Annotated in this window: 1 protein-coding gene; it reads right to left on the bottom strand. The window is 32.2% G+C overall.

Annotation, left to right across the window (positions count from 1 at the left end):
• The coding region (locus AC1DJR_RS31550) for an alpha/beta hydrolase (RefSeq protein WP_477004424.1) at positions 1-842 on the bottom strand (842 nt) is incomplete at its 3' end.
• Positions 843-951: the final 109 nt, after the last annotated feature.

Here is a 951-nt window from a genome sequence, read left to right on the forward strand (position 1 = left end):
TCCTCAGAGTGCACATATAGATCGTGCTTACCTGAAATTAATAAAATATTTTCTTTTTTTACTTTTGGTAACGCTTGACTCGGTTCAGTGATTTTCCAATAAGCTATTAAATCATCATACGTAACACCATGATGTTCCAAATCTTCTCTAATAAATTTACCTGGATTTGTCTTCCAAATTGAATAAGAGAGTCGATTCGCGTAGAAAATGGATGCTAACACATCAATTTCTGGTTCAACAAGAGATGTTAAGTTAGTAATAACTCCACCTAAACTGATTCCTATTAAAACCAAGGGACCATTTTTATTTTCTTTAATCCATTTGATCAAAGTTCGTAAATCAGCTACCGCTTGTCTAGTTGCTTCTACAGTTCGTTCAACATTGGCACTTACCATGTACTCTCCACTGTATAGGGATTGGTTCGGTTTTCTGTCAAAATGATATGGTAAAGTGAAATAATACATATTCCACTTCAAGTTGGTCATATGGTCGTGGAATATTTTTTTTACACGTTCGTTAGAATCCATTCTCCAACCGTGAACAAAGATGACATGAGGTGCATCTTCATTTTTATGTAAAAATAATTCCCCAGTGACAGAATCGTTGCGTGAATCACCAGATTGAACCGAGCTTTTATATTTGAATTGTCCAACCATGTATCCCTTTTCTTGTTTTAAATGCTTAATGTTAAAATGAATATGAGATGGTTTTACTTTATAAAAAAATTCTATGTCCTTTATATATAGTGAGGTGTTAGAAAGAGAAGTATACTGAAACTTTACACTTCTTTTTTTGTGCAAATCATACAAGGCGTATCGATCAATGAGTTTTGAAAAAATCAAATTAACCTCCTCCAAAATACATATCGTCTAAAAGATGGACAAAATTTATGCTGTAAATTAATTGTAAAATATTCTCTTTTCCTAATAGTAGATGTTTGAATTATAAAAC

The organism is Bacillus sp. 05T31 (assembly GCF_056396725.1).